This is a genomic window from Pseudomonas sp. KK18, from assembly GCF_037094675.1.
Classification (GTDB): domain Bacteria; phylum Pseudomonadota; class Gammaproteobacteria; order Pseudomonadales; family Pseudomonadaceae; genus Aquipseudomonas.
The window spans coordinates 1,196,244-1,219,640 of record NZ_CP146605.1; the positions used below are offsets into that span (position 1 = coordinate 1,196,244).

Annotated in this window: 22 protein-coding genes; 16 read left to right on the forward strand and 6 right to left on the reverse strand. The window is 62.3% G+C overall.

Features of this window, described 5'->3' with window-relative positions:
- The first annotated feature begins 84 nt into the window (after window positions 1-84).
- The 8 genes from lepA to tadA all read left to right on the forward strand — a co-directional run bounded on the left by lepA (window position 85) and on the right by tadA (window position 8,215).
- Entirely contained in the window at window positions 85-1,884 is a 1,800-nt protein-coding gene (gene lepA / locus V6607_RS05185; protein WP_003210439.1) for a translation elongation factor 4, read from the forward strand.
- Window positions 1,885-1,889: 5 nt separating this feature from the next.
- The gene (gene lepB, locus V6607_RS05190; RefSeq protein ID WP_003210437.1) at window positions 1,890-2,744 is read left to right on the forward strand and encodes a signal peptidase I; all 855 of its coding nucleotides are present in this window, start codon (window positions 1,890-1,892) and stop codon (window positions 2,742-2,744) included.
- A gap of 147 nt (window positions 2,745-2,891) precedes the next feature.
- Window positions 2,892-3,581, forward strand: a complete 690-nt coding sequence (rnc, locus tag V6607_RS05195) for a ribonuclease III (RefSeq protein ID WP_003210434.1) — start codon at window positions 2,892-2,894, stop codon at window positions 3,579-3,581.
- Entirely contained in the window at window positions 3,574-4,476 is a 903-nt protein-coding gene (gene era / locus V6607_RS05200; protein ID WP_003210432.1) for a GTPase Era, read from the forward strand. Before rnc ends, era begins: the two co-directional genes overlap by 8 nt.
- A gap of 164 nt (window positions 4,477-4,640) precedes the next feature.
- Entirely contained in the window at window positions 4,641-5,330 is a 690-nt protein-coding gene (gene recO / locus V6607_RS05205; RefSeq protein WP_003210428.1) for a DNA repair protein RecO, read from the forward strand.
- 52 nt (window positions 5,331-5,382) lie between these two features.
- The gene (gene pdxJ / locus V6607_RS05210; protein WP_003210427.1) at window positions 5,383-6,126 is read left to right on the forward strand and encodes a pyridoxine 5'-phosphate synthase; all 744 of its coding nucleotides are present in this window, start codon (window positions 5,383-5,385) and stop codon (window positions 6,124-6,126) included.
- A gap of 218 nt (window positions 6,127-6,344) precedes the next feature.
- Window positions 6,345-7,724: a multicopper oxidase family protein gene (locus V6607_RS05215; RefSeq protein WP_087695164.1), complete on the forward strand. Its 1,380-nt coding sequence runs from the start codon at window positions 6,345-6,347 to the stop codon at window positions 7,722-7,724.
- Complete coding sequence (tadA, locus tag V6607_RS05220) at window positions 7,724-8,215, forward strand: tRNA adenosine(34) deaminase TadA (protein ID WP_003210422.1); 492 nt, start codon at window positions 7,724-7,726, stop codon at window positions 8,213-8,215. Before V6607_RS05215 ends, tadA begins: the two co-directional genes overlap by 1 nt.
- A gap of 138 nt (window positions 8,216-8,353) precedes the next feature.
- Here tadA and cmoB read toward each other — a convergent pair whose 3' ends face one another.
- The 6 genes from cmoB to V6607_RS05250 all read right to left on the reverse strand — a co-directional run bounded on the left by cmoB (window position 8,354) and on the right by V6607_RS05250 (window position 15,057).
- Window positions 8,354-9,310 (reverse strand): tRNA 5-methoxyuridine(34)/uridine 5-oxyacetic acid(34) synthase CmoB, encoded by a 957-nt coding sequence (gene cmoB / locus V6607_RS05225; protein ID WP_003210420.1) that lies wholly within the window; start codon window positions 9,308-9,310, stop codon window positions 8,354-8,356.
- Window positions 9,307-10,050 (reverse strand): carboxy-S-adenosyl-L-methionine synthase CmoA, encoded by a 744-nt coding sequence (gene cmoA / locus V6607_RS05230; RefSeq protein WP_003210418.1) that lies wholly within the window; start codon window positions 10,048-10,050, stop codon window positions 9,307-9,309. The genes cmoB and cmoA overlap by 4 nt, the downstream gene beginning before the upstream one ends.
- Before the next feature lie 136 nt (window positions 10,051-10,186).
- Window positions 10,187-10,831: a lysoplasmalogenase gene (locus V6607_RS05235; RefSeq protein ID WP_003210415.1), complete on the reverse strand. Its 645-nt coding sequence runs from the start codon at window positions 10,829-10,831 to the stop codon at window positions 10,187-10,189.
- A 1-nt stretch (window position 10,832) separates the two neighbouring features.
- Window positions 10,833-11,225, reverse strand: coding sequence for a protease inhibitor I42 family protein (locus V6607_RS05240; RefSeq protein WP_003210413.1), 393 nt, complete (start codon window positions 11,223-11,225; stop codon window positions 10,833-10,835).
- Between the two features lie 199 nt (window positions 11,226-11,424).
- Entirely contained in the window at window positions 11,425-13,845 is a 2,421-nt protein-coding gene (gene lon / locus V6607_RS05245) for an endopeptidase La (RefSeq protein WP_003210412.1), read from the reverse strand.
- Between the two features lie 222 nt (window positions 13,846-14,067).
- On the reverse strand, window positions 14,068-15,057 hold the full coding sequence (locus V6607_RS05250; RefSeq protein WP_003210410.1) for a GntR family transcriptional regulator: 990 nt from the start codon (window positions 15,055-15,057) through the stop codon (window positions 14,068-14,070).
- A 336-nt stretch (window positions 15,058-15,393) separates the two neighbouring features.
- On the opposite strand from V6607_RS05250, the gene V6607_RS05255 reads away from it, so the two are divergent.
- The 8 genes from V6607_RS05255 to V6607_RS05290 all read left to right on the forward strand — a co-directional run bounded on the left by V6607_RS05255 (window position 15,394) and on the right by V6607_RS05290 (window position 23,249).
- Window positions 15,394-16,737, forward strand: a complete 1,344-nt coding sequence (locus V6607_RS05255) for an amidase (protein ID WP_134325781.1) — start codon at window positions 15,394-15,396, stop codon at window positions 16,735-16,737.
- Between the two features lie 11 nt (window positions 16,738-16,748).
- Window positions 16,749-17,627: a polysaccharide deacetylase gene (locus tag V6607_RS05260; RefSeq protein ID WP_003210406.1), complete on the forward strand. Its 879-nt coding sequence runs from the start codon at window positions 16,749-16,751 to the stop codon at window positions 17,625-17,627.
- Window positions 17,628-17,669: 42 nt separating this feature from the next.
- Entirely contained in the window at window positions 17,670-19,010 is a 1,341-nt protein-coding gene (locus tag V6607_RS05265; RefSeq protein WP_003210404.1) for an MFS transporter, read from the forward strand.
- A gap of 12 nt (window positions 19,011-19,022) precedes the next feature.
- Window positions 19,023-19,784 carry an SDR family NAD(P)-dependent oxidoreductase gene (locus V6607_RS05270; RefSeq protein ID WP_003210402.1) on the forward strand — a complete coding sequence of 254 codons (762 nt, stop codon included), beginning with the start codon at window positions 19,023-19,025 and terminating at the stop codon, window positions 19,782-19,784.
- Between the two features lie 176 nt (window positions 19,785-19,960).
- Entirely contained in the window at window positions 19,961-20,710 is a 750-nt protein-coding gene (locus V6607_RS05275; protein WP_134325782.1) for an SDR family NAD(P)-dependent oxidoreductase, read from the forward strand.
- Window positions 20,711-20,723: 13 nt separating this feature from the next.
- Window positions 20,724-21,017 (forward strand): hypothetical protein, encoded by a 294-nt coding sequence (locus tag V6607_RS05280; protein WP_003210398.1) that lies wholly within the window; start codon window positions 20,724-20,726, stop codon window positions 21,015-21,017.
- Between the two features lie 85 nt (window positions 21,018-21,102).
- Entirely contained in the window at window positions 21,103-22,077 is a 975-nt protein-coding gene (locus V6607_RS05285; RefSeq protein ID WP_134325783.1) for a GTP-binding protein, read from the forward strand.
- Complete coding sequence (locus V6607_RS05290; RefSeq protein ID WP_134325784.1) at window positions 22,074-23,249, forward strand: PotD/PotF family extracellular solute-binding protein; 1,176 nt, start codon at window positions 22,074-22,076, stop codon at window positions 23,247-23,249. The genes V6607_RS05285 and V6607_RS05290 overlap by 4 nt, the downstream gene beginning before the upstream one ends.
- Window positions 23,250-23,397: the final 148 nt, after the last annotated feature.

A 23,397-nucleotide genomic window follows, 5' to 3' on the forward strand; every position in this document is an offset into this window, starting at 1 on the left:
ATGACGTCTGGTCTGCGCATCAGGTACAATTCCCGGCTATTTTTCAGCGGGCAGTCTGCCTGCAGCCTTTTTGAGTGTTGATCCGTGAGTGATTTGAGTCATATCCGCAATTTCTCCATCATCGCCCACATTGACCATGGCAAGTCGACGCTGGCCGATCGATTCATCCAGATGTGCGGCGGCCTTGCCGAGCGTGAAATGGAAGCCCAGGTGCTGGACTCCATGGACCTCGAGCGCGAGCGCGGGATCACCATCAAGGCCCACAGCGTAACCCTGTACTACACCGCCAAAGACGGTATCAAGTACCAGCTCAACTTCATCGACACCCCGGGCCACGTCGACTTCACCTATGAAGTCAGCCGTTCCCTGGCGGCCTGCGAAGGTGCGTTGCTGGTAGTGGACGCGGGCCAGGGCGTTGAAGCCCAGTCCGTGGCCAACTGCTACACCGCCATCGAGCAAGGCCTGGAAGTGATGCCGGTGCTGAACAAGATCGACCTGCCTCAGGCCGATCCGGACCGCGTCAAGGAAGAGATCGAGAAGATCATCGGCATTGACGCCACCGACGCCGTCGAGTGCAGCGCCAAGACCGGCCTGGGCGTCGACGAAGTGCTCGAGCGCCTGGTCAAGACCATTCCAGCCCCCACCGGCAACTACGAAGATCCGCTGCAAGCGTTGATCATCGACTCCTGGTTCGACAACTACCTGGGCGTTGTTTCCCTGGTACGCGTGCGCCACGGCCGTGTGAAGAAGGGCGACAAGATCCTGGTCAAGTCCACCGGCAAGATCCACCTGGTGGACAGCGTCGGTGTATTCAACCCGAAGCACACGGCTACCACTGATCTGAAAGCCGGCGAAGTAGGCTTCATCATCGCCGGTATCAAGGACATCCACGGTGCACCGGTAGGTGACACCCTGACCTTGAGCTCCACCCCTGACGTCGACGTGCTGCCGGGCTTCAAACGCATCCAGCCGCAGGTTTACGCCGGCCTGTTCCCGGTCAGCTCCGATGACTTCGAGGACTTCCGCGAAGCCCTGCAGAAGCTGACCCTCAACGACTCGTCGTTGCAGTACACCCCGGAAAGCTCCGACGCCCTCGGGTTCGGCTTCCGCTGCGGGTTCCTGGGCATGCTGCACATGGAAATCATCCAGGAGCGCCTCGAGCGCGAATACGACCTGGACCTGATCACCACCGCGCCGACGGTTATTTTTGAACTGGCGCTGAAAACCGGTGAAACGATTTACGTCGACAACCCGTCCAAGCTTCCGGATCTGTCTTCCATCGAAGACATGCGCGAACCGATCGTGCGGGCCAATATTCTTGTGCCACAAGAGCATCTGGGCAACGTCATTACCCTGTGTATCGAAAAGCGTGGCGTACAGCACGACATGCTGTTCCTCGGTACCCAGGTGCAAGTGACCTACGATTTGCCGATGAACGAAGTGGTCCTGGACTTCTTCGACCGTCTCAAATCCACCAGCCGCGGCTATGCTTCGCTGGATTACCATTTTGACCGTTACCAATCAGCTAATCTGGTGAAGCTGGATGTACTGATCAACGGCGACAAGGTGGATGCCCTGGCGCTGATCGTGCACAAGGACAACGCGCACTACAAAGGTCGCCAGTTGACCGAAAAGATGAAAGAACTGATTCCGCGCCAGATGTTCGACGTCGCGATCCAGGCCGCCATCGGCGGGCAGATCATTGCACGGACTTCCGTCAAGGCACTCAGAAAGAACGTACTGGCCAAATGCTATGGCGGCGACGTCAGCCGTAAGCGCAAGCTGCTCGAGAAGCAAAAGGCCGGTAAAAAACGCATGAAGCAAGTGGGTAACGTGGAAATTCCACAAGAAGCCTTCCTTGCGGTGCTCAGGTTGGATAGTTAGGTCCTATGTCACTAAATTTCCCGCTGTTGCTGGTCATCGCCGTTGCCGTTTGCGGTCTATTGGCGTTGCTCGATCTGGTGTTCTTCGCCCCGCGTCGCCGGGCAGCCATCGCGTCCTATCAGGGCAGCGTCAGCCAGCCCGATGTGGCGGTGATCGAGAAACTGAACAAAGAGCCGATGCTGGTTGAATACGGCAAGTCGTTCTTCCCGGTGTTGTTCATCGTGCTGGTGCTGCGTTCGTTCCTGGTGGAACCGTTTCAGATCCCTTCGGGCTCGATGAAACCTACCCTGGACGTGGGCGACTTCATCCTGGTGAACAAGTTTTCCTACGGGATCCGCTTGCCGGTGATCGACAAGAAAGTGATCGAGATCGGTGACCCGCAGCGCGGCGATGTGATGGTGTTTCGCTACCCAAGCGACCCGAACGTCAACTACATCAAGCGTGTAGTGGGCCTGCCGGGCGACGTGATTCGCTACACCAGCGACAAGCGCCTGTTCGTCAACGGCGAGTCGGTGGCAGAAAAACTGATCGGCTCCGAGCCGAACACCCTGGGCAGCGCCGAGCTGTACCAGGAAAAACTCGGGGCGGTAGAGCACGAAATCCGCAAGGAGATGAGCCGCTACCGTTCGCCGCCTGACAACCAGTGGACAGTGCCTGCCGGGCACTACTTCATGATGGGCGACAACCGCGACAACTCCAACGACAGCCGCTACTGGGATGACCCGAATATTCCCAAGGACCTGCTGGGCATGGTCCCCGACCAGAATATCGTCGGCAAGGCCTTCGCGGTCTGGATGAGTTGGCCGGAACCCAAGCTCAGCCACCTGCCGAACTTCTCGCGGGTCGGGCTGATCAAGTAATCCATGCGGCGCTGTGAACACAGCGCCGAATGCTTTTCTGGGGCTTGGACAAAACCAGGCTCCATGCAGCAACCACCAGGATTTGAATTTGAACACAGCGTTAATCGTCGCAGGCCACCGGTGCCTCGAACTGAATGTGGGTAAACCGTGAGCGTTTCTCTAAGCCGTCTCGAGCGCCAGCTCGGCTACACCTTCAAGGATCAGGAATTGATGATCCTTGCCCTCACACACCGCAGTTTTGCCGGGCGTAACAACGAGCGCCTGGAATTCCTCGGTGATGCCATCCTCAATTTCGTCGCCGGCGAAGCCCTGTTCAATCGCTTCCCGCTGGCCCGCGAAGGCCAGTTGTCGCGCTTGCGTGCGCGCCTGGTGAAAGGCGAGACCCTGGCTGTACTGGCCCGTGGTTTCGACCTGGGTGATTACCTGCGCCTGGGCTCCGGCGAGCTGAAGAGCGGCGGTTTCCGTCGCGAGTCGATCCTGGCCGACGCCCTTGAGGCACTGATCGGCGCGATCTACCTCGACGCGGGCATGGAAGCGGCCAAGGAGCGCGTCGTCGCCTGGCTGTCGACCGAAATCGAAAGCCTGACGCTGGTAGACACCAACAAAGATCCAAAGACCCGCCTGCAGGAATTCCTGCAGTCCCGTGGTTGCGACCTGCCGCGTTACGAAGTGGTGGATATCCAGGGTGAGCCGCATTGCCGAGTGTTCTTCGTCGAATGCGAAATCACCTTACTGAATGAAAAAAGCCGAGGTCAGGGTGTGAGCCGTCGTATTGCCGAACAGGTAGCGGCCGCTGCAGCACTGATTGCCCTGGGCGTGGAGAATGGCCATGACTGATTCAACCGCAACTCGCTGTGGCTATGTTGCCATCGTCGGCCGTCCGAACGTGGGCAAGTCCACGTTGCTGAACCACATCCTGGGACAGAAGCTGGCGATCACCTCGCGCAAGCCCCAGACCACCCGCCACAACATGCTGGGCATCAAGACCGAAGGCGCCGTACAGGCTGTCTACGTTGATACCCCGGGCATGCACAAAGGCGGCGAAAAGGCCCTCAACCGCTACATGAACAAAACCGCTTCGGCCGCGTTGAAAGACGTCGACGTGGTGATCTTCGTGGTCGACCGTACCAAGTGGACCGACGAAGACCAGATGGTTCTGGAGCGCGTGCAGTACGTCACCGGCCCGTTGATCGTCGCGTTGAACAAGACTGACCGCATCGAAGACAAGGCCGAGCTGATGCCGCACCTGAGCTGGCTGCAGGAACAACTGCCGAACGCCCAGATCATGCCGATCTCGGCTCAGCACGGGCACAACCTTGAAGCCCTGGAACGTGTGATTGCTGGCTACCTGCCGGAGAACGAACACTTCTTCCCGGAAGACCAGATCACCGATCGCAGCAGCCGTTTCCTCGCCGCCGAACTGGTACGCGAGAAAATCATGCGCCAGATGGGTGCCGAGCTGCCGTACCAGATCACCGTCGAAATCGAAGAGTTCAAGCAGCAGGGCAAGACCCTGCATATCCACGCGTTGATCCTCGTCGAGCGTGACGGCCAGAAGAAAATCATCATTGGCGACAAGGGCGAGCGCATCAAGCGCATCGGCACCGAAGCGCGCAAGGACATGGAATTGCTGTTTGATTCCAAGATCATGCTCAACCTGTGGGTGAAGGTTAAGGGTGGTTGGTCCGATGATGAGCGTGCGTTGCGTTCGTTGGGTTACGGCGACCTGTAACAGGTCTCCGGAACACCGCAGGACAAATGTGGGAGCGGGCTTGCTCGCAAATGCAGGGTGTCAGTCACCAGCTCTGTTGACTGACACCCTGCATTCGCGAGCAAGCCCGCTCCCACATTGGATAGTCGTTGTTTTCCAGACCGTGTTCCCGCAGCGAGAACCCCATGTCTCAAACCCCACCCACCGGCCAACCCGCCTACGTCTTGCACAGCCGCGCCTACCGCGAGACCAGCGCCCTGGTGGATTTCCTCACGCCCCAAGGCCGCCTGCGCGCGGTCTTGCGCAGTGCGCGCGGCAAGGCCGGCACCCTGGCGCGGCCCTTCGTGGCCCTGGAAGTGGAGTTTCGTGGACGCGGCGAGCTGAAGAACGTCGGCCGCATGGAAGCTGCCGGCGCCTCCAACTGGCTCAACGGTGAGGCGCTGTTCAGCGGCCTTTACCTCAACGAATTGCTGATCCGCCTGCTCCCCGCCGAAGACCCGCACCCCGGCGTCTTCGATCACTACGCCGCCACCTTGCTCGCCCTCGCCGAAGGCCGTCCCCTGGAGCCGCTGCTGCGCGCATTCGAATGGCGCCTGCTGGATGACTTGGGCTACGGCTTCGAACTGAGCAACGACCTGCACGGCGAGCCCATCGCCGCCGACGGCATGTATCGCCTGCAAGTGGACGCAGGCCTGGAGCGGGTCTACCTGCTGCAACCCGGCTTGTTCCAGGGCACCGAATTGCTCGCCATGAGTGAAGCCGACTGGACCGCCCCCGGCGCCCTGTCCGCCGCCAAGCGCCTGATGCGCCAAGCCCTGGCCGTGCATCTGGGCGGTCGGCCACTGGTCAGCCGCGAGTTGTTTCGAAAGCCCTGACATCCCCGTGTATGCTGTGCAGCGATTCCTTCCCTCTTCAGGAGCGCTTTTCGTGACCACCAGCAATCGCATTCTTCTCGGCGTGAACATCGACCACGTAGCCACCCTGCGCCAGGCCCGGGGCACCCGTTACCCGGACCCGGTCAAGGCCGCGCTGGACGCCGAAGAAGCGGGCGCCGACGGCATCACCGTGCACCTGCGCGAAGACCGGCGCCACATCCAGGAGCGCGACGTGCTGCTGCTCAAGGACGTGCTGCAAACCCGCATGAACTTCGAAATGGGCGTCACCGAGGAAATGATGGCGTTCGCCGAGCGCATCCGCCCGGCGCATATCTGCCTGGTGCCGGAAACCCGCCAGGAACTGACCACCGAAGGCGGCCTCGATGTGGCTGGCCAGGAAGCGCGGATCAAGGCCGCCGTGGAGCGCCTGTCGAAGATCGGCAGTGAAGTCTCGCTGTTCATTGATGCCGACGAGCGCCAGATCGAAGCTTCGCGCCGTGTCGGTGCCCCGGCCATCGAACTGCACACCGGCCGTTATGCCGACGCGACCACGCCGACCGAAGTTGCCGACGAATTACAGCGCATCATCGACGGCGTCAACTGCGGCCTGGGCGAAGGCCTGATCGTCAACGCCGGCCACGGCCTGCACTACCATAACGTCGAAGCCGTGGCTGCGATCAAGGGCATCAACGAGCTGAACATCGGCCATGCGCTGGTGGCGCACGCGCTGTTCGTCGGCTTCAAAGGCGCCGTCGCCGAGATGAAGGCCTTGATTCTGGCCGCCGCCAAACATTAAAAGAGCGCTGAAGATCCAATGTGGGAGCGGGCTTGCTCGCGAAGGCGGTGGGTCTGTTACTCATGCATCGTCTGACACGCCGCTTTCGCGAGCAAGCCCGCTCCCACACAAGCCCGCTCCCACATGTGGCAATGCGAACCCTTACTGTTTAGGTGATGCCGGTGTATGGTATCTGCCCTTTGCGGGTCTCGGACCCGCGGCAGATACGTGAGGTTGTTGTGTCCCAATCGTTTTCCCGTCGACAAATCCTGGGTGGTCTTGCCGGTCTCGCGGTGGTGGGCGTCGGTGCCGGTGGCGCCTATCGCTACTGGCTCGGGAAGGTGGCCGAGGCCGAGGCGGGGCACGATTACGAGCTGATCGCCGCGCCGCTGGACGTGGAGCTGGTGCCGGGGCACAAGACCCAGGCCTGGGCCTTCGGCCCTTCGGCGCCGGGCACCGAGTTGCGAGTGCGCCAGGGTGAATGGCTGCGGGTACGCTTTATCAACCACCTGCCGGTCGCCACTACCATCCACTGGCATGGCATTCGCCTGCCGCTGGAAATGGACGGCGTGCCGTATGTCTCGCAATTGCCGGTACTGCCGGGCGAATACTTCGACTACAAATTCCGCGTGCCCGATGCCGGCAGCTATTGGTATCACCCCCACGTGAACAGCAGCGAAGAACTGGGCCGTGGCCTGGTGGGCCCGCTGATCATCGAGGAGCGCGAACCCACCGGTTTCAAGCACGAACGCACCCTGAGCCTGAAAAGCTGGCACGTGGACGAAGAGGGCGCTTTTGTCGCCTTCAGCATTCCCCGCGAAGCGGCCCGGGGCGGCACCGCCGGACGCCTGTCGACCATCAATGGCGTGTCCCAGGCGGTGATTGATTTGCCGGCCGGGCAGATCACCCGTGTGCGCCTGCTCAACCTCGATAACACCCTGACCTATCGCATCAACATCCCCGACGTTGAAGCGCAGATCTATGCCCTGGACGGCAACCCCATCGAACCGCGCCCGCTGGGCAAGGAATACTGGCTCGGCCCTGGCATGCGCATCTGCCTGGCGATCAAGGCGCCGCCCGCCGGTGAAGAATTGTCGATCCGCAACGGCCCGGTACGCCTGGGCACCTTCCGCTCGGTGGCCAGCACCGACACGGCGACCGAATGGCCGCCTGCGTTGCCGGCGAACCCGATTGCCGAGCCGGACCTGGCCAATGCCGAGAAACTCAACTTCAATTTCGAATGGGTTGGATCGGTCTCGGTGAACGTGGACAATAAGCCACCGAGCCTGTGGCAGATCAACGGCCAGGCCTGGGACATCACCGACAAGACCTGCGCCGACCGCCCGATTGCCAAGCTTGCAAAGGGCAAGAGCTACATTTTCGAATTGAAGAACATGACCCAGTACCAACACCCGATCCACCTGCACGGCATGAGTTTCAAGGTCATCGCCTCGAACCGCCACAAGGTGATTCCGTACTTCACCGACACCTACCTGCTGGGCAAGAACGAGCGTGCCCGCGTGGCGCTGGTGGCGGATAACCCGGGTGTCTGGATGTTCCACTGCCATGTGATCGACCACATGGAAACCGGCCTGATGGCCGCCATCGAGGTGGCGTGATGCGCCAGTTTCGCCCCACGGCGATTATCGACCGCAGCCGCGACCAGGACTTCATGCGTGAAGCGCTGGCCCTGGCTGCCCAGGGTGCCGCGCTGGGCGAAGTGCCGGTGGGCGCGGTGCTGGTGCAGGATGGCGAAGTGATCGGGCGCGGCTTCAACTGCCCCATCAGCGGCAACGACCCCAGTGCGCATGCCGAGATGGTCGCGATTCGGGCCGCTGCTCAGGCCGTCAGCAATTACCGGCTGCCGGGCAGCACGCTCTACGTCACGCTGGAGCCGTGCAGCATGTGCGCCGGGCTGATCGTGCATTCACGGATTGCCCGGGTGGTGTACGGCGCGCTGGAGCCCAAAGCCGGGATCGTACAAAGCCAGGGGCAGTTTTTTACCCAGGGCTTTCTCAACCATCGGGTGCTGTATGAAGGCGGGGTGTTGGCCGAGGAGTGCGGGACGGTGTTGAGCGAGTTCTTCAAGGCGCGAAGAGCCAAAGGCTGACACGACGCCCTGTGGCGAGGGAGCTTGCTCCCGCTGGGCTGCGTAGCGGCCCCAAAATCTGGGGAGCGCTGCGCACTCCAGCGGGAGCAAGCTCCCTCGCCACAACAGCAGTCTTATTTCTTCAACACAACAGCAGTCTTATTTCTTCGCGACAATCACCGCCCGCATCGGCGCCGGCAGCCCTTCGATGGTCTTGCTGTGATCTTCAGGGTCCAGGAAGTCGCTGAGGGACTGATACTTCATCCACTCCGTGCCGCGCTGTTCCTCGACCGTGGTCACGCTCACATCCACACAGCGCACCTCACTGAAGCCCGCACGCCGCAGCCACAGCATCAGCGCCGGCACCGACGGCAGGAACCAAACGTTGCGCATCTGCGCGTAGCGGTCTTCCGGCACCAGCACTTGCTGCTGATCGCCTTCAACCACCAGCGTCTCCAGCACCAGCTCCCCACCCTTGACCAGGCAATCCTTCAGCGCCAGCAAATGCTCGATGGGCGAGCGGCGATGGTAGAACACACCCATGGAAAATACCGTGTCGAAGCCTTCCATGTTCGACGGCAGGTCTTCAAACGGGAACGGCAGGTGCCAGGCCTTGGGCGTCGGCAGATAACGCTGCACCGCCTGGAACTGGCAGAAGAACAACCAGTTCGGGTCGACGCCAATCACACTGTCGGCGCCGGCGCCGAGCATGCGCCACATGTAATAGCCGTTGCCGCAACCCACATCGAGGATGCGTTTGCCCTTGAGGTCCAGGTGCGGCGCGACCCGTGACCACTTCCAGTCCGAGCGCCATTCGGTGTCCACGTGCACGCCGAACAGATCGAACGGCCCCTTGCGCCACGGGCAAAGGCCCATCAGCGCAGTACGCATTTGCGCACGGGTGTCGTCGTCGCAATCGGTATCCAGCACCAGGCCGTTCAGCAGGTCGATTTCACTGGGCATGATCTTCGGCAGCGCATCCAGCGCGCTCTGCCAGCGTTCCAGGTCGCCATGGCCTTTTTCCATCTTCGCATCGAGTTGCGCTTGCAGGCCCTGGGCCCAGACGGCCAGGGGAGTGCCGACCAGGTGGCGGGCGAGGGGAGACAGATCAATCATGGCAAGGCAATCAACGAGGCAAAGTTAAGACACTGGAACCACGGCACGACTTTCGAGAACCCGGCCGCCAGCAGGCGTTCGCGGTGTTCTTCGAGGCTGTCGGGCTTCATGACGTTTTCGATGGCGCTGCGCTTCTGGGCGATTTCCAGTTCGCTGTAGCCGTTGGCACGCTTGAAGGCGATGTGCAAATCGGTGAGCAGCGCATGTTCTTCCGGGTCATTGAAGCGCAGCTTTTCCGAAAGGATCAGCGCTCCGCCCGGCAGCAGCGATTGGCGAATGCGCGAGAGCAACGCCTGGCGTTGTTCGGGGGCGATAAATTGCAGGGTGAAGTTCAGCGCCACCACCGAAGCCGGCTGGAATTGCAGGGCAAGGATATCGCCCTCGATCACCTCCACCGGCAGCAACTCCTGGAACATCGAGTCCTGGCCGTTGAGGTATTCGCGGCAACGCTCGACCATCGCCGCCGAGTTATCCACCGCGATTACCCGGCAACCGTCGGTGCGCACGTGACGGCGCAGGGCCTGGGTCACCGCGCCGAGGGATGAACCGAGGTCGTAGAGCACGCTATTGGGCTGGGCAAATTGCGCCGCGAGCACGCCGAGGTTTTCGACGATGGTCGGGTAGCCGGGCACCGAGCGCTTGATCATGTCCGGGAAAACCCGCACCACGTCTTCGTTGAAGGCGAAGTCCGGCACCTGGGGCAGGGGCTGGGCGAATAGGCGATCGGGTTCTTTGCTCACGGCTGTTCCGGCGACGAAGGGGGAAAGCCGGGCATTTTAGCGTAGGAGCTGGCTTGCCGGCGATGTTCGTTAACGATGACGCGGACTTTCTGGATGAACGCGGCAACTGTGGGTTTTTTCGCTGGCAAGCCAGCTCCTACAGGTTGACGGTTTTTTTCTGAGGAAAGGAAGAGGCCGTAATGCCCCACTGCCCCAGCCAGTAGCTGACAATCAGCAAATACGGCGCCGCTTCAAACGCCACCACAAACCGATTGATCCCGATCAGCGTGTCGGAAAACACGAACGACGCCGCACCTGCGGCCGCCAGGTATGCCGAGCGCTTGGGCACGCCGCTGCCCAACCGCGCAAGCGCTCGCCACAGCATCGCGCTGATCACCAGCGCATACACCACCACCGGCACCAGCAATGGGCCCAGGCCATGGGAAATCAGAATGCTCAGCAAGATCGCGCCCACCACCAGCGCCAGTACCAGCGGCAAAATCGCCGGGCGGCGGCAGTCGCTCAAGTAGGCTTTCAGGTACGCCAGGTGCGCGAACAAAAACGCACCGAGGCCGAAGATGAACAGGTCGCCGGGCCAGGCCAGCAGCACGTCGCCCACCAGGGAAAAAATCAGCCCCAGGCTGATCCAGCGTCGATAGTCAGTGGGCGGCGCATCATGCAGCCAGCCCAGCAGCGCCAGTACCGGCAATGGCTTTACCAACAGGCAGAGCAGGGTGGCGTGGGTGCTCAGGCCGTAGATAAAGGTTACCGCCCCCATCAACGCAAGGATCATCCATGGCATATCAGTTCACCGTAATGGCGCAGTCGAAGGTTTCGGCCGGTTCAGCTTCCGGCTCCCAGGGTTGTTGTGAGGTGAGGCGCAAACGGCCCTGGCCGGCGTTGAAGGCCTGGAAGCGCCAGGTGGATTGGCCGCCACTGCCGACCACGCCGGTGTCGTCGGTGTTGCTGTAGACCTCGGGGCTCAGGCTGCGCAGCACGCCGCCGGCCGAGTCCTGGATGGCCCAGCGGTAACCGGTGGTGGGATTGCTGGGCAGGGTCAGGATCAGGTTTTGCCCGGTCTTGAGTTGCAGCGGGCAGGCGCTCTGTTTTTCCACGGTGACGTTTTGCTTCGGCGCACTGGCGCAGGCGGCGAGCAGGCAAAGGCTCAGGGGGAGAAGCAGGCGGGCAGCGGTCATGGGGGCTCCGTTGTTTGGCGACGAAGGGCGAGCATAACCGAAGATGAGACAAGGTGTGACAGATGGCGTTGTGTTGGCTGCACCGGCCTCTTCGCGAGCAAGCCCGCTCCCACATTCGACCGCATTCCAAAGCATGGACTCGGTCAAGTGTGGGAGCGGGCTTGCTCGCGAAGAGGCCAGCTCAGGCGCTACATAACTATCAGAACAACACCTTCGCCACATCCGCAAAGCGCTTGGCAAAGTGCACCGTCATCCCTTCCTTCAGGTACTCCGGCAGCTCTTCAAAGCTCCCCCGGTTAGGCTCCGGCAAGATCAACTCGTGAATCTTCTGGCGCCGCGCCGCAATCACCTTCTCGCGCACCCCGCCAATCGGCAGCACATGCCCGGTCAGCGTCAGTTCACCGGTCATGGCCACGCCTTTTTTCGGCGGCTGGTTACGCGCCAGCGACAGCAGCGCACTGGCCATGGTCACGCCCGCGCTCGGGCCGTCTTTCGGCGTGGCGCCTTCCGGCACGTGCAGGTGCACGAAGGCTTCATCGAAGAACTTCGGGTCACCGCCAAACGACTTCAGGTTCGAGCTGATGTAGCTGTAGGCAATCTCGGCCGACTCCTTCATCACTTCACCCAGTTGCCCGGTGAGCTTGAAGCCACGGTTCAGCGTGTGGATGCGCGTCGCCTCGATCGGCAGGGTCGCGCCGCCCATGCTGGTCCAGGCCAGGCCGGTGATCACACCGGTGCCCGACAGCACTTGCTCGTTACGGAACACCGGCATGCCCAGGGAGGCTTCCAGGTCCTTGTTGCCGATCTTGATCACCGAGTCCGGCTCATCCAGCAGCTTGACCACCGCCTTGCGCACCAGTTTGCCCAGCTGTTTCTCCAACTGACGCACCCCGGCTTCGCGAGCGTAACCATCGATCAGGGCGCGCAGGGCGCCGTCGCTGATGGACAGGCTGTTTTTCGACACGCCGGCTTTTTCCAGCTGCTTTGGCCACAGGTGACGCTTGGCAATCGCGACCTTTTCTTCGGTGATGTAGCCCGACAGGCGAATCACTTCCATCCGGTCCAGCAACGGGCCGGGGATCGAATCCAGGGTGTTGGCGGTGCACACGAACAGCACTTTGGACAGGTCCAGGCGCAGGTCCAGGTAGTGGTCGAGGAATTCGACGTTCTGTTCCGGGTCGAGGGTTTCGAGCAGGGCCGAGGCCGGGTCGCCCTGGTAGCTCTGGCCCATCTTGTCGATCTCGTCGAGCATGATCACCGGGTTCATCACTTCCACATCTTTGAGGGCTTGCACCAACTTGCCCGGCATCGCACCGATGTAGGTGCGGCGATGGCCCTTGATCTCGGCCTCGTCACGCATGCCGCCGACGCTGAAGCGGTAGAACGGCCGGCCGAGTGATTCGGCAATCGATTTGCCGACACTGGTCTTGCCCACGCCTGGCGGGCCCACCAGCAACACGATGGAGCCGGCGACTTCGCCCTTATAGGCGCCCACGGCGAGGAACTCGAGGATGCGACTCTTGATGTCATCCAGGCCGGCGTGGTGTTTGTCGAGCACCTTGCGAGCGTGCTTGAGGTCGAGTTTGTCCTCGCCATACACGCCCCACGGCACCGAGGTGGCCCAGTCCAGGTAGTTGCGGGTGACCGCGTACTCCGGCGAACCGGTTTCCAGGATCGACAGCTTGTTCATTTCTTCGCTGATGCGTTTCTGCGCCTGGGTCGGCAGGACCTTGTCCACCAGGCGTTGTTCGAATTGCTCGACGTCGGCGCTGCGATCGTCCTTGGTCAGCCCCAGCTCTTGCTGGATGACCTTGAGTTGTTCCTTGAGGAAGAACTCGCGCTGGTGTTCGCCGATCTTGCGGTTCACTTCGGCGGAGATTTCTTTTTGCAGGCGCGCGACTTCGACTTCCTTGCGCAGCATCGGCAGGACTTTTTCCATGCGCTTGAGCATGGGCACGCAGTCCAGCACTTGCTGCAGTTCAGTGCCGGTGGCCGAGGTGAGGGCGGCGGCGAAGTCGGTCAGCGGCGACGGGTCGTTGGGGCTGAAGCGGTTGAGGTAGTTCTTCAGTTCTTCGCTGTACAGCGGGTTGAGCGGCAGCAGTTCCTTGATCGCATTGATCAGCGCCATGCCGTAGGCCTTGACCTCGTCGGTCGGCTGGGTCGGCTGGTGCGGGTATTCGACTTCCACCAGGTACGGTGGGCGGTGGTGCTTGAGCCAGGTCTTGATCCGCACGCGGGTCAGGCCCTGGGCGACGAATTGCAGCTTGCCGTTTTCGCGGCTGGCGTGGTGCACCTTCACCAGGGTGCCGTACAGCGGCAGGCTGGAGGTGTCGAAGTGGCGCGGATCTTCGGGCGGGGTTTCCATGAAGAACAGGGCAAGGGAGTGGTGGTCGGACTTGCTCACCAGCTCCAGGGTTTCGGCCCACGGCTCTTCATTGACGATCACCGGCAACACTTGCGCCGGGAAGAAAGGCCGGTTGTGGATCGGGATGATGTAGACCTTGTCGGGCAGGTTTTGCCCTGGGAGGGCCAAGCCAGTGTTTGCGGAAGTGTGTTCAGCGTTTTCCGGGTCGGCGTAGTCGTTGAGGTCGATGTCCGGGAATTCTTGCTGGTCGCTCATGGGGCACCTGCATAGGGAAGTATGCAAGTTAGATGGGGCGGGTCGGCAGTGGTTTCAATGGGGGGGGTGAGATAGCAACATATTGCACAATATTTTCAAAAGCACCGCTGAACAAATGTGGGAGCGGGCTTGCTCGCGAAGGCGGTCTGTCAGTCGATGCATCTGTGACTGATGCGCCGCCTTCGCGAGCAAGCCCGCGCCCACATTTTCGATTGTATTTCGTCAGCTGAGTTTGTGCAGGTAGGCCGGTAAAGGTTGTTCAGGCAGCACCGACAGCACTTTCAAGCGCTGCAACATCCGCTGCCGGGCCCGTTGCAGGTGCTCGCGCAGGTTCAGGGCGGCGGCGTCGAAGGCGCCATGCAGCAACAGCTCAAGGATCAGCCGGTGCTCGGCCAGCATCGCCGGATCGGCACCGATGCCCAGCAGCCGGTAGAAAATCCGGCTGATGATCATCGGGCTCTGCCCCTGGCGAATCAGCGCGGCGATCTTGCGATTTTGCAGGCCGGCGAGGCAGTGCTGGTGCAGGTCTTCCTCGATCTGCTCGATCTCTTCCAGGCTGCAATGGGCGCTGTTTTGCGCATCGAGCACGCGCTGCAACATGGCGTGCAGCAGGTCGCGGTCGAGGTTCGGCGCGCTCTGGCGCAGGGCTTCGGGCTCCAGGCAGGCGCGCAGTTCGTAGTCTTCGGTGACTTCCCGGGCAGTCAGTGGCCCGGCCAGCCATTGGGAATAGGGTTCCTTTTCTACCAGGCCACGGTCCCGCAGGCGCATCAGCGCTTCACGCACCACCGCGCGGCTGACGTTGTAGTGCTCGGCGGCGGCCTGTTCATCGAGGCGATAATGCCCGAAGGCGATACAGGTCGAGAGCGCTGCGCCGATTTCCTCGACGATGCGCTCCCCCAGTGGCCGGGTGTCCACCAATTCATCTTCACCGTTGAGGCCCAGGTGCGCATGGCTCAGGGGCAGGCGCAGCGGCTCCATGTCCAGGCCGTCGGGGTTGATCAGGTAACCCCGGCCATCGAAGCGGCAGATCAACCCTTCGTCATGCAACAGGTTCAGCGCCTTGCGCACCGGCACCCGGCTGGTGCCGAACAATTCGGCCAGCGGCGCTTCCAGCAACACCAGGCCATGGCGGGCGGTGCCGTGGGTGATGGCGTCGCGCAGAACCTGGTGAATCATCGCGTAACGGGAAGCCGAGGCTGACACTGCTTTCATCGGGCTCTCTGGAGCAAACGGGTCGGTGGCCGGGGATTCTCTCATAGTTGCGCCTGTCACTCTGCGCCACGTCGGTGGCACTTTTTTGGGGCCTTCAGAGGGCTGATGTTACTTTTCTGCACCAAAATGTATTTATTAATAAAAGATACATTATTTCATTCCAGGCGAGCCTTAAACTCCAGCCGATATTTCTTTTAATGCCTGAAACCCATCTAGCCCGTGGATCTGCTCCAAAGTGCCAGGTGTGGCAACCGAGCTGTCCACAAGACTGGCACGAAAGCTGCCTTTGTAAAATGTACATTTTATTAATATGTACATTTTTCAAAGGTCATTCCTATGTCAGACGCCACTTCAATGGCCGAGGATTTCGCCAGCGGTCGCAGCGACCCGGTGCAGGTCCTGGAACAGGCACTTGCCCACGCGAGCATGGCCCCCGGCGTGTTCATCTCCCTGACCGCCGAGCGCGCCCGCCGTGAGGCCGAAGCGTCGGCTGCCCGTTGGCGTGCCGGCCAGCCGTTGAGCGTGTTCGACGGGGTGCCACTGGCCTGGAAAGATCTGTTCGATGTGGCCGGCAGCATTACCACGGCGGGCGCGGCCTATCGCCGCAATGCGCCGGCTGTCTTGCTGGACGCACCAAGTGTGGGCCTGTTGTGCCGCGCCGGAATGGTCAGCGTCGGCAAGACCAACCTCAGCGAGCTGGCCTATTCCGGCCTGGGCCTGAACCCGCATTTCGGCACGCCGCACAACCCGGCCAGCGTCGATCAACCGCGGATTCCCGGCGGCTCGTCGTCGGGCTCGGCGGTCGCCGTGGCAGCCGGCATCGTGCCGATCGCCATGGGTACCGACACCGCCGGCTCCATCCGTATTCCGGCTGCGCTGAATGGCGTGGTCGGTTATCGCAGCAGTTGCCGGCGCTACAGCCGCGACGGCGTTTTCCCGCTGGCTCACACCCTCGACAGCCTCGGCCCGCTGACCCGCAGCGTGCGCGATGCACTGGCCATCGACGACCTGCTCAATGGTCGCGAGCAGCGCCCGCCACGCCCGCCCCGCAGCCTCAATGGCCAGCGGTTCTGGGTCGAGCAAAGTGTGCTGGAAGACGCACGGGTTGAACCTGCGGTGCGCGACAACCTGCAACGTTGTGTGGACCGATTGAAGGCAGATGGCGCGCTGATTGACGTGCGCCCCTCGAAGACCTTCCAGGCCACCCTCGACCTGATCCTGCACCAGGGCTGGCTCGGCGCCTTCGAAGCCTTCGCCCTCCACGAAGCCCTGCTCGACAGCCCTGATGCCGAGCAACTCGACCCCCGCGTTCGCCGTCGCCTTGAAGCGGCCCGCACACTGCCGGCCAGCCAACTGCTGGCGCTGTACGACGCCCGTCGCCGCCTGCAACAGCAGCTTGTCGACGAACTCGACGGCGCGATCCTCATCACCCCCACCGTGGCCCATGTGGCCCCGGCCCTGGCGCCGTTGGAAGCCGACTTTGAGCTGTTCGTCAGCACCAATCTCGCCACCCTGCGCCTGACCATGCCCGGCAGCCTGCTGGACATGCCCGGCGTCAGCCTGCCCAGCGGCCGCGATGCCCTGGGCCTGCCCACCGGCCTGCTGCTCAGCGCCCCCAGCGGCGAAGACGCGCGCCTGCTTCGGGCCGCGCTGTCAGTAGAAACCGCACTCACTTTTTAAGGAGACACATCATGGCTAAAGACATCCTCTGTGCATTTGGCGTCGACGTCGACGCGGTCGCCGGCTGGCTCGGTTCCTATGGCGGCGAAGATTCCCCGGACGACATTTCCCGCGGCCTGTTCGCCGGTGAAATCGGTGCGCCACGCCTGCTCAAATTGTTCGAGCGCTACGGCCTGCGCACCACCTGGTTTATTCCCGGCCACTCGATGGAAACCTTCCCCGAGCAGATGAAGGCGGTGGCCGACGCCGGTCACGAAATCGGTGTGCACGGCTACAGCCACGAAAACCCGATTGCGATGACGGCCGAGCAGGAAGAAATCGTCCTCGACAAGTCCATCGAGCTGATCACCCAGGTCACCGGCAAACGCCCCACCGGCTACGTCGCGCCGTGGTGGGAATTCAGCAAGGTCACCAACGAACTGCTGCTGAAAAAAGGCATCAAGTACGACCACAGCCTGATGCACAACGACTTCCACCCGTACTACGTGCGCAAGGGCGACACCTGGACCAAGATCGACTACAGCCAGCACCCCGACACCTGGATGAAACCCCTGGTGCGCGGCGAAGAAACCGACCTGGTGGAGATCCCGGCCAACTGGTACCTAGACGACCTGCCGCCGATGATGTTCATCAAGAAAGCCCCCAACAGCCATGGCTTCGTCAACCCGCGTCACCTCGAAGAAATGTGGCGCGACCAGTTCGACTGGGTCTACCGCGAGCACGAACACGCGGTGTTCACCATGACCATCCACCCCGACGTGTCCGGCCGCCCGCAAGTTCTGCTGATGCTTGAGCGGCTGATCGAACACATCCAGAGCCATGCCGGCGTGCGCTTCGTCACTTTCGACGAAATCGCCGATGACTTTATCCGCCGCCAACCGCGTACCTGACACCCGTACCTAAACCCTGGCCAACCTCCCGAGGCGCGATTCATGTCTATCTACAACAAGCTTGATCTGACTGGCTGGAAACCCCGGCAACTGACGCCCAAGGAAGTGCGTTTCGCCACCTGGATCGCGTTTTTCGCCTGGGTGTTTGCGGTGTATGACTTCATCCTTTTCGGCACCTTGCTGCCGGAAATCGGGCGGCACTTTAACTGGGGTGAAGTGGAGCAGGCGGAGATTGCGACATGGGTGGCGGTAGGCACCGCCGTGGTCGCGCTGGCCATCGGTCCGATCGTGGACAAACTGGGTCGGCGCAAAGGGATTATTTTCACCGTGGCCGGTTCGGCGATCTGCTCGGCGCTCACCGCCATTGGTGGTGCGTGGGGCAAGTCTTCGCTGATCCTGATCCGTTCGCTGGGCGGCCTGGGGTATGCCGAGGAAACCGTCAACGCGACTTACTTGAGCGAACTGTACGCGGCTTCCGATGATCCAAAACTGGCCAAGCGTCGCGGCTTTATCTACAGCCTGGTGCAGGGCGGCTGGCCGGTGGGCGCGTTGATCGCGGCGGGTTTGACCGCGCTGTTGCTGCCGGTGATTGGCTGGCAGGGGTGCTTCGTGTTTGCGGCGATCCCGGCGATTGTCATCGCGGTCATGGCGCGCAAGCTCAAGGAAAGCCCGCAGTTCCAGATTCACCAGCGCATCAGCGAGCTGCGTAAAAGCGGCGCGGTGAAAGAAGCGCAAAACGTCGCTGTGACCTACGGCGTGGACTATGACGAACACAGCAAGGCCGGCCTCAAGGCCGCATTCCGTGGCCCGGCCCGCCGTGCAACCCTGGTGATCGGTGCGGCGCTGCTGCTCAACTGGGCGGCGATCCAGGTGTTCAGCGTGCTGGGTACGTCGGTGATCGTCAGCGTGCACCACATCTCGTTCGAGAACTCGCTGATCATCCTCGTGCTGTCGAACCTGGTGGGTTACTGCGGCTACCTCAGCCACGGCTGGATGGGCGACAAGATCGGCCGGCGCAATGTCATCGGCCTCGGCTGGATGCTCGGCGGGCTGTCGTTTGCCGGGATGCTGTTTGGCCCGAGCAACATGGCGATGGTGGTGGGGCTGTACAGCCTGGGCCTGTTCTTCCTGATCGGGCCGTACTCGGCGGCGCTGTTTTTCATCAGTGAAAGTTTCCCCACCAGCATCCGGGCTACCGGTGGCGCGATCATCCATGCCATGGGGCCGATTGGTGCGGTGGTTGCCGGGTTCGGCGCGACCCAGGTGTTGTCGGCCGGGAGTGACTGGCAGACCGCTGCGCTGTGGTTTGGCGCAGTGCCGTGCTTCCTCTCCGGTGCGTTGATGTTTGCCGCGCGCCATGTGCGTCCGGAAACCGTCCAGTAAGGAGTTGATTCGATGAGTCGTAAAGTTGCATTGATTACCGGTGCCGCCAGCGGCATCGGCCAGGCCCTCGCGGTGGCGTACGCCCGCAGCGGCGTGGCGGTGGTGGGTGGGTATTACCCGGCCGATCCCCATGACCCGCATCACACGGTTGCGCTGGTGGAAGAGGCGGGCGGTGAATGCCTGATGTTGCCGCTGGACGTGGGCGATACAACCTCGGTGGATAACCTGGCGGCGCAGGCGGTCCAGCACTTCGGTCGCCTCGATTACGCGGTGGCCAACGCCGGTTTGTTACGCCGTGCGCCACTGCTGGAGATGACCGACGAGCTCTGGAACGAGATGCTCAACGTCGACCTGACCGGGGTGATGCGCACCTTCCGGGCGGCAACCCGGCACATGCATGAAGGCGGTGCGCTGGTGGCGATTTCGTCGATTGCCGGTGGCGTGTATGGCTGGCAGGAGCACGCGCACTATGCGGCGGCCAAGGCCGGCGTGCCGGGGTTGTGTCGGTCGCTGGCGGTGGAATTGGCGCCGTTGGGGATTCGTTGCAACGCGGTGATTCCGGGGTTGATCGAGACGCCGCAGTCGCTGGACGCGAAGAACTCCCTCGGGCCGGAAGGGCTGGCGAAAGCCGCGCGGGCGATTCCGTTGGGCCGGGTCGGGCGGGCGGATGAAGTGGCGTCCCTGGTGCGGTTTTTGACCAGTGAGGAATCGAGCTACCTGACCGGGCAGAGCATCGTGATTGATGGTGGCTTGACCGTGCGCTGGCCGGACTAACCCCCAGTTTTAAGCCGGACTCGCTCCAAATGTGGGAGCGGGCTTGCTCGCGAAAGCGGAGTGCCAGCCAATACATGTGGAACTGATCCACCGCATTCGCGAGCAAGTCGAATCGTCGCACCGCCGCTCCCACATTTTTGACCGCGTTCGCCGTTTGATTATTTCAGGAGTTCACCATGCCCCAACTCGCTAACCGCCGTGCCGTGATCACCGGTGCCGGCAGCGGCATCGGCGCCGCCATCGCCCGCGCCTACGCCGTCGAAGGCGCGCGCCTGTTGCTGGCCGACCGCGATGCCGCCACCCTCGCCGAAACCGCCATCACCTGCCGCAACCTCGGCGCCGAAGTCCTCGAGTGCGTGGCCGATGTCGGCACCGTCGACGGCGCCCGGGCCAGCGTCGATGCCTGCGTCACCCACTACGGCGGCATCGACATCCTGGTCAACAACGCCGGCATGCTGACCCAGGCCCGTTGCGTCGACCTGACCCTGGACATGTGGAACGACATGCTGCGCGTCGACCTCACCAGCGTGTTCGTCGCCAGCCAGCGCGCCTTGCCTCACATGATCGCCCAGCGCTGGGGCCGGATCATCAACGTCGCCTCGCAACTGGGGATCAAGGGCGGCGCCGAGTTGACGCACTATGCGGCGGCCAAGGCCGGCGTGATCGGCTTCACTAAATCCCTGGCCCTGGAAGTGGCCAAGGACAACGTACTGGTCAACGCCATCGCACCCGGGCCCATCGAAACGCCATTGGTAGGCGGCATCAGCGACACCTGGAAACGCGCCAAGGCCGCCGAGTTGCCCCTGGGTCGTTTCGGCCTGGCGGACGAAGTCGCGCCGACTGCCGTGCTGCTGGCCAGCGAGCTGGGCGGCAATCTGTTCGTCGGCCAGACCCTTGGCCCGAACTCCGGCGACGTCATGCCATGAGCGGGTACTAAGCATGTGCGGACTTTGCGGCCTGCTGGGCGAAGACCTGCACTGGAGCGACCCTTTGGGCGATGAATTGCCGCGCCGACGCGAACGCCTGCGCCGCATCGCGGCGATCAACCAGGTGCTGGCGGTGTTCCGGCTCAAGGTCGAAGACTTCCAGGGCGCGTCCTATCTGCTGCTGGGCGCCACCGGCAAACAGGAACTGGCCAGCGGCCTGGATCAACTGTGGCAGGCGGCAGAGACCATGCTCGGTCGACCGCTGGACCCGTTGGACCCGCGCCTGCTCGATCATCTGGAACTGTAGGAGCCCGGCTTGCCGGCGATGGCGTCCTTGATATCGCCATCGCCGGCAAGCCGGACTCCTGCAGGGGCATCATTGAGGTAGAACTATGAGCATCGCGCTAAACGTCATCACCGGCTTCCTCGGCAGCGGCAAGACCACCTTGCTCAAGCGCCTGCTGCAAGGTGAAAGCCTCGGCGACACGGCGTTGCTGATCAATGAGTTCGGCGACGTCGGCATCGACCACCTGCTGGTGGAGGAAGTCGCGCCGGACACGGTGCTGCTGCCCAGCGGCTGCGTGTGCTGTTCGATTCGCGGCGAGTTGAAAGACGCCTTGCTCGGCCTGTTGCAGCGTCGTGAGCGGGGTGAGATTCCGGCTTTCAAGCGGGTGATCCTGGAAACCACCGGCCTGGCCGACCCGGCGCCAATCCTCGCGACCTTGAACAACGACGTGCAACTGCGCGGGCGCTTTCATATCGGCCTGGTGGTGACGCTGGTGGACGCCAGCCATGCCGCTTTGCAAGAGCGCCTGCACCCGGAATGGCTGGCGCAAGTGGCCGCTGCCGATCGCCTGCTGTTGAGCAAGACCGACCTCGTCGAAGACTGTGGCCCGTTGCGCTTGCACTTGCAGGCACTGAACGCCGGTACGCCGATCCTCAATACCTGCGATATCGACAGCGGTGAACAACTGCTGCTTGGCGAAGGCCTGCGCAGTGCCGAGCCCGTTGCAGAAGTCAGCCGCTGGAAACTCCATCAAACCACCGCCGCCAACCACGGCGCTGCACAAGTCTGTTGCCTGACCTTCGATCAGCCGCTGGATTGGGTCGGTTTCGGGGTCTGGTTATCGATGCTGTTAAGATGCCACGGCGAACGTATTCTTCGCGTCAAAGGACTGCTCAACGTGAACGCCAGTAACGCTCCCATCGTCATTCATGGCGTGCAGCATTGCCTGCATGCCCCGGTTCACCTGCCTGCCTGGCCGGGGACCGATCGGCAATCGCGCCTGGTGTTTATCCTGCGCGGGCTCGACCCGGCTCTGCTGCGGCGCTCCTTTGAAGTGTTCTCCAGAAGGTTCGCCGCATGATCACGCTTCGCGTCCTCGGCACCTCGGTGACCTTGCTCGAAACCTTGCGTGTGCGAGCGGAAAAAGAGCTGGGCATTCGCCTGGTGTACCAGGTGCATGATGTCGAGCAGGCCCAGCGCATTGCGGTGATGCAACCTGACAGCTACGACCTCTACGACCAGTGGTTTCACAACGTCGACTTCGTGTGGCCGGCGCGGGCGATCCAGCCGATCGACACCCGGCGCATTGCGCTGTGGCACGAGATCAACGACCTGCCCAAGCGCGGACGCTTGTCCGCCAACGACCGTCTGGGCAGCGGCAGTGTGCCCAGCGAGCGCCTCTTCGTGCAGCACGACGGCAGCCTCGGCAGCACCGTCACCGAACGCATCAGCATGCTGCCCCTGACCCACAACGCCGACAGTTTCGCCTACCGCCCCGAGCGCTTGCCCGAAGGGTTCAACCGCGCCAACGAGAGTTGGGGCTGGTTGCTGGACCCGGCCTGGGGCGCACGCACTGCGTTGCAGAGCGACGCCGCCATCGGCGCCCTGGACGCGGCGCTGGCCGTGCAAGGCGCGGGCCTCGCGAGCTTCAAGGACATCGGCAACATGAGCATCGAAGAGATCGATGTACTGGCCGATATCCTGGTGCGTAAACAGAAGGAAGGCCACTTCGCGGCGTTCTGGTCCGATGACGAGGAAGCCGCGCAACTGATGCTCAGCCCGAGCATCGATATCCAGAGCCTGTGGTCACCGACCCTGATGCGCCTGCATCGGGCCGGGGTCAAATACCGCCTGGCGGTGCCCCGTGAAGGCTATCGCGCCTGGTTCGGCGGGTTGTCGCTGTCGCGCCATGCCAAGGGCCCGGTGCTGGATGCGGCCTATGCCTACCTCAACTGGTGGCTGTCCGGCTGGCCGGGTGCGGTGATGGCGCGCCAGGGTTATTACATCGGCAACCCGGCTCGCAGCCGAGATCACCTGAGCAGCGCCGAATGGGACTACTGGTACGCCGGCCTGCCCGCCCGGGAAGAGCTGTTGGGCAGCGATGGCTTACCGCTGATCGATGTGGGTGACGTGCGCGACGGCGGTTCCTATGAACAGCGCATGGGGCATATCGCGGTGTGGAACTCGGTGATGGATGAGCACAACTATCTCGTGCGGCGTTGGGGGGACTTCATGCGGGCGCGAACGTCGTAACGGCAGCCTGTCGCCAAATTAATGACATATAAACTCCCGTATTTATTGGGTGCACTTCTTCTCTTGCGCAGCTAATCTGGATAATTCAAATATCCCTGTAAAAAGGATATTTATTTGACGCCGGTTCAGCTGTCGCGAGGGACGCGTA

Bases quoted from the DNA above. Each gene is read 5' to 3' on its own strand.
- tadA (WP_003210422.1), top strand. From the start codon at position 7,724: ATGCGCCAGTTTCGCCCCACGGCGATTATCGACCGCAGCCGCGACCAG.
- era (WP_003210432.1), top strand. From the start codon at position 3,574: ATGACTGATTCAACCGCAACTCGCTGTGGCTATGTTGCCATCGTCGGC.
- V6607_RS05280 (WP_003210398.1), top strand. From the start codon at position 20,724: ATGTGCGGACTTTGCGGCCTGCTGGGCGAAGACCTGCACTGGAGCGAC.
- lepB (WP_003210437.1), top strand. From the start codon at position 1,890: ATGTCACTAAATTTCCCGCTGTTGCTGGTCATCGCCGTTGCCGTTTGC.
- V6607_RS05265 (WP_003210404.1), top strand. From the start codon at position 17,670: ATGTCTATCTACAACAAGCTTGATCTGACTGGCTGGAAACCCCGGCAA.
- V6607_RS05255 (WP_134325781.1), top strand. From the start codon at position 15,394: ATGTCAGACGCCACTTCAATGGCCGAGGATTTCGCCAGCGGTCGCAGC.
- V6607_RS05290 (WP_134325784.1), top strand. From the start codon at position 22,074: ATGATCACGCTTCGCGTCCTCGGCACCTCGGTGACCTTGCTCGAAACC.
- V6607_RS05270 (WP_003210402.1), top strand. From the start codon at position 19,023: ATGAGTCGTAAAGTTGCATTGATTACCGGTGCCGCCAGCGGCATCGGC.
- V6607_RS05275 (WP_134325782.1), top strand. From the start codon at position 19,961: ATGCCCCAACTCGCTAACCGCCGTGCCGTGATCACCGGTGCCGGCAGC.
- V6607_RS05240 (WP_003210413.1), bottom strand. From the start codon at position 11,225: ATGACCGCTGCCCGCCTGCTTCTCCCCCTGAGCCTTTGCCTGCTCGCC.
- V6607_RS05285 (WP_134325783.1), top strand. From the start codon at position 21,103: ATGAGCATCGCGCTAAACGTCATCACCGGCTTCCTCGGCAGCGGCAAG.
- V6607_RS05260 (WP_003210406.1), top strand. From the start codon at position 16,749: ATGGCTAAAGACATCCTCTGTGCATTTGGCGTCGACGTCGACGCGGTC.
- recO (WP_003210428.1), top strand. From the start codon at position 4,641: ATGTCTCAAACCCCACCCACCGGCCAACCCGCCTACGTCTTGCACAGC.
- V6607_RS05235 (WP_003210415.1), bottom strand. From the start codon at position 10,831: ATGCCATGGATGATCCTTGCGTTGATGGGGGCGGTAACCTTTATCTAC.
- lon (WP_003210412.1), bottom strand. From the start codon at position 13,845: ATGAGCGACCAGCAAGAATTCCCGGACATCGACCTCAACGACTACGCC.
- V6607_RS05250 (WP_003210410.1), bottom strand. From the start codon at position 15,057: ATGAAAGCAGTGTCAGCCTCGGCTTCCCGTTACGCGATGATTCACCAG.
- cmoB (WP_003210420.1), bottom strand. From the start codon at position 9,310: ATGATTGATCTGTCTCCCCTCGCCCGCCACCTGGTCGGCACTCCCCTG.